We start from the raw sequence: 8,031 nt of genomic DNA, 5'->3' as shown, positions 1-8,031 counted from the left end.
CGCGCCTCCGCGCCTCCGCGCCTCCGCGCCTCCGCGCCTCCGCGCCTCCGCGCCTCCGCGCCTCCGCGCCTCCGCGCCTCCGCGCCTCCGCGCCTGGCGTCATCGACGACTCGCGCGGGCGTGCCGGCTCCAGGCGGTGACTGCGGCCCGCGCGAGCCGCGGCGGCCACGAACCCGTCGCGCCGCTCGGACGCGGCCCGGCGGACGGCGGCGGCGACCCGAGCGTCAGCCGGCGCGCGGAGGCGTCAGGCGCAGGATGGTACCGCTGCCGTCGTCGCTGATCAGGAGCGTCCCATCGGTGTCGACCGCGGCGTCCACGGGCCGCCCCCACCACTTCCCGTCCGCGCCCACGAACCCGGTCGCCAGGTCGACGGGATCGCCCGGGCCGTTCGCCGTCCACGGAATGAACAACACCTTGTAGCCGGCCGGCTTCGTGCGGTTCCACGACCCGTGCAGCGGCACGATCGCCGCGCCGTTGTAGAACGTCAGGCCCAGCGGCGCGCTGTGCGGGGGCAGCCCCAGGTCGATCGGGTCGGCCTTGGCGCAGTCGGCCTTCGAGCCGTCGCGGTTGAGCTCGTAGTCGCGCAGGAAGCCCATGTTGCGCAGGCCGTTGTCGCTGTTCGGGTTGCAGAACGGCCACCCGTAGAAGCCGCCGTCGCGGACCTTGATCATCTCCTCGGGCGGGTAGTCGTCGACGAACTGGGGCATGCGCTTGCCCTTGTCCGACTTCCCGTCGCCGTCGACGTCGCGGTCGTCCGGCACGAGCGTGTTGTCGCGGTTGTTCACGACGATCCAGAGCTCGTCGGAGCCGGGGCGGAAGGCGAGGCCCTCGGCGTTGCGGATGCCGTGGGCGAGCAGGTGCCGCGACGCGTTCGTGCCGCCCGCGGCATACGTGTAGATCGCGGCCCGCTCCGGGTCGCTCTCGGTGTCCGAGACGCAGGCGTTGCACGTGGAGGCGATCGAGACGTACAGCGTCTGGCCGTGCACGGCGATGTTCTTGAGCACGTGCGCGTAGGTGCCGCGCAGCTCCGGCGTGCTGGTGTCGGGCAGCCCGTCGACGACGACCTCGCCGTTGTCCGCCTTCGTGTCGCCGGTGGTGTACGGGTACCGCACGACGCGGTTCGATTCGGCGATGAACAGGAACATCTGCCCGTTGACCGGCGCGAACACCATGTCGTGGGGCTGGCGCAGGCCCGTCGCGAACTCCGACACCGCGCCCGCGCGCACGAGCTGCACCTTTCCGGCGCCCGGCTGGGAGACCAGCAGGTCCCCGCCCGGCGTCAGGGCCATGAAGCGGGCCTTGTCGACCCGCGCGTAGACGGATGCCTTCCAGCCGGTGGGCAGCTGCAGATACCGGTCCTGGTCGAACGGCGCGGTCCCGAGCCCGGCCGGCACGTCGATCTTGACCCGGGCCGGCGCCCCGAGCGTCGGCGGCGCGGCGGTGCCGTACGCGCCCGCGGTTCCCGGCCGCGCGGGCGCGGGCTCGGCCGATCCGCCGGGCGCGTCCGTGCACGCGGCGAGGGGTAGTGAGCAGGCGAGCAGCAGAGCGGCGAGCTTGCGCATAGCCCCGACGCTACCGCTTCGTAAACTTGTACGGTGCAGCTCACCGTTCTGGACCGGCCGACCTGGGAGGCCCGCCGCGACGCCCACGAGGCGCGCGTGGACGCGTGGATCGAGCCGCACCTCGCCCGCCGCCGGCTCGGGCGCAAGCACCCGGTCGAGGACTTCCTGTTCACGTACTACTCCTACCGGCCCGCCCAGCTGCGCCGCTGGCATCCGGGCGCGGGCGTGGAGCTCGCCGGCTCGGGCGCGGAGGCGGAGACGGTGCCAGCCCGCCGCGCGGAGGCGATCGCGTGGATCCGCGACCTGCTCGTCGCCACCGCCGCCCGGACGCCGCACCTGGGGTGCTTCGGGCTGCACGAGTGGGCGATGGTGTACCGCCAGACCAAGGACGAGCTGCGGCACAACGCGTGGCCGTTGCGTCTGGGCCCGGCCGGCACCGACGCGGTCGTCGAGGGCAGCCGGATCCGGTGCAGCCACTTCGACGCGTACCGCTTCTACACCGCCCCCGCGCGCCCGCTGAACCTGCTCCAGCCGACCCGCGAGACCCAGACGGCCAACGAGCAGCCGGGCTGCCTGCACGCGAACATGGATCTCTACAAGCATGCGTACAAGATGTCCCCGCTCGTCCCCGCCGAGCTCATCGCCGACTGCTTCGAGCTCGCCCGCGACGTGCGCACGCTCGACATGCGCGCCTCGCCCTACGACCTGGCCGACCTCGGCTACGAGCCGGTGCGCATCGAGACTCCCGACGGCCGTGCCCGCTACGTCGAGGCGCAGCGCTCCTTCGCCGAGCGCGCCGCGCCGCTGCGGGGGCGCCTGATCGCCGAGTGCGAGAGGCTCCTGGAGGCCGTCGCCGACTGACCGCCGGGAGGAGTCCAGGCGCGGGCGCCTGGTGTATAAGTCGGGTTCATGTTCTGGCGGGAACTCGGATCCGGGGAGTGGCGATGAGTGAGGTACGGCGGCGTTTGGGGCCCTTGCTGGGCATGTGGGACACCGTCGCCACCGTGAACGGCAAGATCACCATGCGCGGCTGGGCGAGCTTCGCGTGGGCGGACGACGGGGAGTTCCTCGTGCAGCGCGCGGACGCGGACCCGCCGGGCGACGAGGTGCCCCGCGAGTGGATCGAGAACTCGCCCTTCCCGACGACGTCGCTGATCGGCTACGACGACGGCAGCAAGACCTTCACGATGCTCTACTCCGACGCGCGCGGCGTGCTGCGGGCCTACGGCATGGACGTCGACGGCGGCACGTGGCGTATCTGGCGCGCGGCCGAGGGCTTCAACCAGCGCTTCACCGGCACCATCGCCGCGGACGGCAAGCGCATCGACGCGTCCTGGGAGATGTCCCAGGACGGCCTCACCTGGTCCAAGGACTTCGACCTGACCTACACGCGCGGCTGAGCGGCGTCACAGCCTCTCAAAGCCTCGCCACAGCAGGACCCTTCTACCTTCGCTTCGACGGCGCGCCCGCGCGGGACCGGCCTCGTTCGGCCGCCGATCCCGCGCGCAGCGGCGAGCCGAGACGGTGCGTCCGCGCGGGGGCGCACCGGCCACCGCAGCGGAGGGATACCACCATGATCGAGGCTGTCGGCCTCACGAAGCGCTACGGCGACCGTGTCGCCGTCGACCGGCTGTCGTTCACCGTGTGCCCCGGACAGGTCACCGGATTCCTCGGGCCCAACGGGGCGGGCAAGTCGACCACGATGCGCATGATCGTGGGCCTGGACGCGCCGACCGCGGGCACCGTCACCGTCAACGGCCGGCCGTTCGCGGCCCTCGGCAGCCCGCTGCGCGAGGTCGGGGCGCTGCTGGACGCGAAGGCCATCCACGGCGGGCGCAGCGCGTACCACCACCTGCTGTGCCTCGCCCAGAGCAACAACCTGCCGCGCCGTCGCGTCGGCGAGGTGCTCGAGATCGTCGGGCTCACCGGTGTCGCGCGGAAGCGCTCGAAGGGCTTCTCGCTCGGCATGGGCCAGCGGCTCGGCATCGCCGCGGCGCTGCTCGGCGATCCGAGGGTGCTCATGTTCGACGAGCCGGTCAACGGCCTGGACCCCGAGGGCATCCTGTGGATCCGCAACCTGATGCGCTCCCTGGCCGCCGAGGGCCGCACCGTGCTCGTCTCCAGCCACCTCATGTCCGAGATGGAGCACACCGCCGACCACCTGCTCGTGATCGGCCGCGGCCGGCTCATCGCGGACTGCACGGTGCGTGAGTTCATCGACCGGAACTCGGCGCTGGCGGTACGCGCGCGGACGCCCGATCCCGCCCGCCTGACCGAGCTCGTCACCGCCGCGGGCGGCGCGGTCGCGCCCGAGCCCGACGGCGCCCTGCTCATCACCGAGCTGCCGCTCCCGCGCGTGGGCGACCTGGCCTACGACGGCGGCGTCCGGCTGCACGAGCTCTCGCCGCTGCAGGCCTCGCTGGAGCAGGCGTTCATGGAACTGACCAAGGACAGCGTGGAGTACCACGCGGCCGTTCCGGGGGAGAAGCGATGACGGATTCGGTACTGCCACGAGCCGCCCTGCCCGGCATGCTCCGCTCGGAGTGGACGAAGCTGCGCACGGTGCGCTCCACCGTGTGGTCGCTGGTGGCCATGGCCGCCATCGCGCTCGGCCTCATGTCGCTCATCGCGTGGGCGGTGATCCGCCAGTGGGACACGGCCGACCCCTCCGGGCAGGAGTACCTGCGCACGCACCCGCTCGAGCTGATCCTGTCGCGCCCCGTCTTCATCGCCCAGCTCGTCGTCGCCGTGCTCGGGGTGATGGTGATCTCCGCGGAGTACACCACCGGCATGATCCGCTCCACCCTCCAGGCGCAACCGCGCCGCCTGACCGTCCTGTCCGCGAAGGTCCTCGTCTTCGCCGGCCTCATGCTCGCCGTCGGCGAGCTGCTCTCCTTCGGCGCATACTTCCTGGGCAAGGCCATCATCTCCGCCCACGTCCCGGTCTCCCTGAGCGACCCGGGCGTGGCCCGCGCCGTGATCGGAGCCGGCCTCTTCACGGCGATGCTGGGCCTGTTCTCGCTCGCCCTGGGCGCGATCATCCGGCACACCGCCGGGGCGATCACCACGGTCCTGGGCCTCATCCTCATCGTGTCGCAGCTGACGTCCCTGCTCCCGGGCACGTGGGGCGCGCGGGTGCACGCGTGGATGCCGACCAACGCCGGAGCGCTCATCTTCGAGCCGACGGTGCGGCAAGGCTCCGTGCTGACCCCGTGGGAGGGGTTCGCGGTCTTCTCAGGCTGGACGGCGGTCCTGCTGATCATCGCGGCGTACCTCTTCAAGTCCCGCGACGCCTGACAGGGCCTCACGAGGGCACCACGCCGCTCCCGCGCGCCGGCGTGGTGCCCGCTCCCACGCGTCATCTGCGCGGCGTGGCCCTAATTTGCGTTGCCTCGCGGATCCGGCCTCAGGTCTGCGACACGAGGCCCGCGACCTCGTCCGCGCACCCCCACGACAGCGTCACACCCGCGCCCCCGTGGCCGTAGCAGTGCACGACGCGCGTGCCGCCCGGCAGCCGCTGCGGGTCCACCTCGAGCCGCGGCCCACCCTCCCGCGCGGGCCGCAGACCAGCCGCCTCCCACAGCGTGCGCACACCGGCGAGCTCGGGCACGAGCTCGGTACACCGTCGCAGAATCGCCGCCGACGTGGCGGGCTCAGGCTCCTCGTTCCAGTCGCCGGGCTGGAACGTCCCGCCGAGCACGACATCCCGCGAGCGCGGATGGATGTACGTCATGCCGTCCGGATGCTCCTCATCGCGCACCGACGTCTCGATCCCCGGATTGGCCACGACCACGATCTGCCCCCGGCCCGGAAACATCGCCGCGTCATCCGCGAGCGCCCGCGCGCCCAGCCCGGTCGCGTTGACCACCGTGCCCGCCTGCCCGCCCAGGTCAGCGAGGCGTGCCACGTGCCCGCGCGCAATCGTGCCGCCCAGCGCCCGGACGCGCTCGGCAAGCCACGGAAGGTACGCCTCCATCTCCACCGACGGCACCGTGAACCGCCACTCGCCCGGATGCACCGCGAAGTCGGGCACCGCCGCGGCCCACCACGGCGTGTCGGCGGGCCGGCGAAGCAGCATCCGCGTCGGCCGCGGCGCAACGCCGGCAACGCCGTCACTCGCCTGCGCCATCAACAAGTCGTACGTCCTGTGCGCCCACACCAGCACCCGCGGATCAGCCGCGGTGTGCGAGGGGTACCACACGGCCGCCGCGAGGCGCGACACCGTCTGCAGCGGCTCGTCGGCCGTGACGACCCGCACCCGCGCCCCGGCTTCGAGCAGCCGCACCGCACACGTCAGTCCAATGACCCCGGCACCGACAACAGTTACGTCATCCATGCATTGCAGGCAACCAGCGTCCGGCCGGCTTTGTCCAGGTCGCGCGTGTTATCGCGCGATAAGCCACGCTTATGGCCCGCGCGCGAGGCCGGCTCTCCATACCTGGACCACCTTTCGCGCCCGCGCCTATGCTCGGCCGATGGAACCGCTGGATCTGCGGCGGCTGCGCTATTTCGTGGTGCTGGCCGAGAAGCTGAACTTCACCCGCGCGTCCGAGCAGCTGTGCATCGCCCAACCGGCGCTGAGTCAGCAGATTCGCACGCTCGAGCGCGAGGTCGGCGCCCGGCTCGTCGAACGCCACCCGGGCGGGTGCTCCCTCACCGCCGTCGGCAAGGTCGTGGCGGCCAAGGCCACGCTGCTGCTCGCTCAGGCCCGGGCCGCGCGGGACGACATCGACGCGGCCGCGCGCGGGCAGGACGGGCGGATTCGGCTGGCCTACACGCGATCGGCCCGCGGCGGGCGGGTCGACGCGTTGATCGAACGCTTCCGGGCGCAGAACCCGCACGTCGAGGTGGTGCCGGAGACCGGCTGGCACGCGCCGAACGTCGCGGGACTGCTGGCCGGGCGGTACGACGCGGCATTCGTCCGGCCGCCGCTCGACGAGCCCGGCATCCGCTGGCGGCTGGTCGACACCGAGGAACTGCGGCTGGCCCTGCCGTCCGGGCACCACCTGGCCCGCGTGCGCCGGGTCTCGCGCGAGGAGGTCGCGGGTGAGCCGGCGGTGATGTGGCCGCGCGAGAACGGCCCCGGCATGTTCGACCGCATCGTCGCGCAGGTGTGGCCGTCCGGGATCAACCTGGTCCGCTACGAGCCGGACGACGAGCAACTCCTGCGCGCGGTCGCGGCCGGCGGCGTGGTCGCCGCGGTGCCGGAGGGCCGCGCGAAGGCCCTGCGGCTGCGCGGCGTGGTACTGCGCCGCCTCACCCCGCCGATACCCACCGTCGACATCGGCCTCGCCTGGAACGACCGCACGTCGACCCCCGTGGTTCAGCGCCTCCTCGCGACGCTGGACGATCCCGGCGAGCCGCCGTCCGGAGGCTCGTGATCAGTCCTGGACGAACGCGAGCAGGTCGGCGTTGAACGCGGCCTCGTAGGTGCCGCTGATGCCGTGGGGCGCGCCCGGGTACACCTTCAGGCTCGCGTTCTTGAGCAACCGCACGGACTTGAGGGCCGCGGCCTGGATCGGCACGATCTGGTCGGCGTCGCCGTGCGCGACGAACACGGGGATGTCGATGCGCTTGAGGTCCTCGGTGAAGTCGGTCTCGGAGAACTCGCGCACGCAGTCGTACGCGGCCTTCAGCCCCGCTTGCATGCTCAGCCGCCAGAACTGCTCGCGCAGGCCGTCCGAGACCTTGCTGCCGGGCCGGTTGGCGCCGTAGAACGGACCGCTCAGGTTCCGGTAGTACTGCGAGCGATCGGCGAGCAGCCCGGCGCGGATCTCGTCGAACATACCCCGCGGAGTGCCCTCCGGGTTGGCGTCGGTCTTGAGCATCAGCGGCGGTACGGCCCCCGCCAGCACCGCCTTCGACACGCGCGACGTGCCGTGGCGCCCGAGGTACCGGGTGACCTCGCCGCCGCCGGTGGAGTGCCCGACCAGGACGGCGTCGGTGAGTCCGAGCTGGTCCATCAGCTCCGCGAGGTCGTCGGCGTAGGTGTCCATGTCGTTGCCGGACCACGTCTGCGTGGATCGTCCATGGCCGCGCCGATCGTGCGCGACCGCGCGGAAGCCCTGCGACGCGAGCAGCATCATCTGGCCGTCCCAGGCGTCGGCGTTGAGCGGCCAGCCGTGACTGAACACGACGGGGCGGCCGGAACCCCAGTCCTTGTAGAAGATCTGCGCGCCGTCGGACGTGGCGATGTAGGGCATGGCGTCTCCTCGCGAACCGAGTCGGACGGGTCCGTGCTGACCTGTCCGCGTTCCGGAGGGCGAACCTCGCCCGCCGGGGTGGGTCGCGCGGAGGCGTGGCCGACGCTGCGGAGGGAGCCCGGGACGGACAACCGGCCGCGAAGCGGTGAGGCGCCCGCACGGAAGCGCCCGCGACCGAACTCCAAGCCGCACGGCGGCGCCTCGCGCACGGCGGCGCCTCGCGCACGGCGGCGCCTCGCGCACGGCGGCGCCTCGCGCACGGCGGC

General features: G+C 72.6%; 8 protein-coding genes. 5 read left to right on the top strand and 3 right to left on the bottom strand.

All coding sequences use genetic code 11. The annotated features are described in order from the left end of the window. Positions 1–224: 224 nt before the first annotated feature. Positions 225–1,562 carry a PQQ-dependent sugar dehydrogenase gene (locus ABT369_RS49620; protein ID WP_350624217.1) on the bottom strand — a complete coding sequence of 446 codons (1,338 nt, stop codon included), beginning with the start codon at positions 1,560–1,562 and terminating at the stop codon, positions 225–227. Positions 1,563–1,595: 33 nt separating this feature from the next. Between ABT369_RS49620 and ABT369_RS49615 the strand changes: the two genes are divergently transcribed. The 4 genes from ABT369_RS49615 (at position 1,596) to ABT369_RS49600 (ending at position 4,859) form a co-directional block, all read left to right on the top strand. Next, positions 1,596–2,423, top strand: coding sequence for a 3-methyladenine DNA glycosylase (locus tag ABT369_RS49615; RefSeq protein WP_350624215.1), 828 nt, complete (start codon positions 1,596–1,598; stop codon positions 2,421–2,423). A gap of 83 nt (positions 2,424–2,506) precedes the next feature. Further along, positions 2,507–2,962 carry a hypothetical protein gene (locus tag ABT369_RS49610; protein WP_350624213.1) on the top strand — a complete coding sequence of 152 codons (456 nt, stop codon included), beginning with the start codon at positions 2,507–2,509 and terminating at the stop codon, positions 2,960–2,962. A gap of 173 nt (positions 2,963–3,135) precedes the next feature. Continuing rightward, on the top strand, positions 3,136–4,056 hold the full coding sequence (locus ABT369_RS49605) for an ABC transporter ATP-binding protein (protein ID WP_350624211.1): 921 nt from the start codon (positions 3,136–3,138) through the stop codon (positions 4,054–4,056). Continuing rightward, entirely contained in the window at positions 4,053–4,859 is an 807-nt protein-coding gene (locus ABT369_RS49600) for an ABC transporter permease (RefSeq protein ID WP_350624209.1), read from the top strand. Before ABT369_RS49605 ends, ABT369_RS49600 begins: the two co-directional genes overlap by 4 nt. 109 nt (positions 4,860–4,968) lie before the next feature. Here the strand turns inward: ABT369_RS49600 and ABT369_RS49595 are convergent, their stop codons facing one another. After that, on the bottom strand, positions 4,969–5,898 hold the full coding sequence (locus ABT369_RS49595) for an FAD-dependent oxidoreductase (protein ID WP_350624207.1): 930 nt from the start codon (positions 5,896–5,898) through the stop codon (positions 4,969–4,971). Between the two features lie 139 nt (positions 5,899–6,037). Here ABT369_RS49595 and ABT369_RS49590 point away from each other — a divergent pair, with 139 nt between their 5' ends. Continuing rightward, entirely contained in the window at positions 6,038–6,943 is a 906-nt protein-coding gene (locus ABT369_RS49590; protein WP_350624205.1) for a LysR family transcriptional regulator, read from the top strand. On the opposite strand, the gene ABT369_RS49585 is transcribed toward ABT369_RS49590, so the two are convergent. After that, positions 6,944–7,765, bottom strand: a complete 822-nt coding sequence (locus tag ABT369_RS49585; RefSeq protein WP_350624203.1) for an alpha/beta fold hydrolase — start codon at positions 7,763–7,765, stop codon at positions 6,944–6,946. Positions 7,766–8,031: the final 266 nt, after the last annotated feature.

The organism is Dactylosporangium sp. NPDC000244, assembly GCF_040300725.1.
Taxonomy (GTDB): Bacteria; Actinomycetota; Actinomycetes; order Mycobacteriales; family Micromonosporaceae; genus Dactylosporangium.
This window is presented reverse-complemented; position numbering and strand designations above follow the sequence as displayed.

What these genes read in the sequence shown, in the direction of transcription:
- ABT369_RS49620 (WP_350624217.1), bottom strand. Translation starts at nt 1,562, where the DNA reads ATGCGCAAGCTCGCCGCTCTGCTGCTCGCCTGCTCACTACCCCTCGCC.
- ABT369_RS49590 (WP_350624205.1), top strand. Translation starts at nt 6,038, where the DNA reads ATGGAACCGCTGGATCTGCGGCGGCTGCGCTATTTCGTGGTGCTGGCC.
- ABT369_RS49605 (WP_350624211.1), top strand. Translation starts at nt 3,136, where the DNA reads ATGATCGAGGCTGTCGGCCTCACGAAGCGCTACGGCGACCGTGTCGCC.
- ABT369_RS49595 (WP_350624207.1), bottom strand. Translation starts at nt 5,898, where the DNA reads ATGGATGACGTAACTGTTGTCGGTGCCGGGGTCATTGGACTGACGTGT.
- ABT369_RS49610 (WP_350624213.1), top strand. Translation starts at nt 2,507, where the DNA reads ATGAGTGAGGTACGGCGGCGTTTGGGGCCCTTGCTGGGCATGTGGGAC.
- ABT369_RS49600 (WP_350624209.1), top strand. Translation starts at nt 4,053, where the DNA reads ATGACGGATTCGGTACTGCCACGAGCCGCCCTGCCCGGCATGCTCCGC.
- ABT369_RS49585 (WP_350624203.1), bottom strand. Translation starts at nt 7,765, where the DNA reads ATGCCCTACATCGCCACGTCCGACGGCGCGCAGATCTTCTACAAGGAC.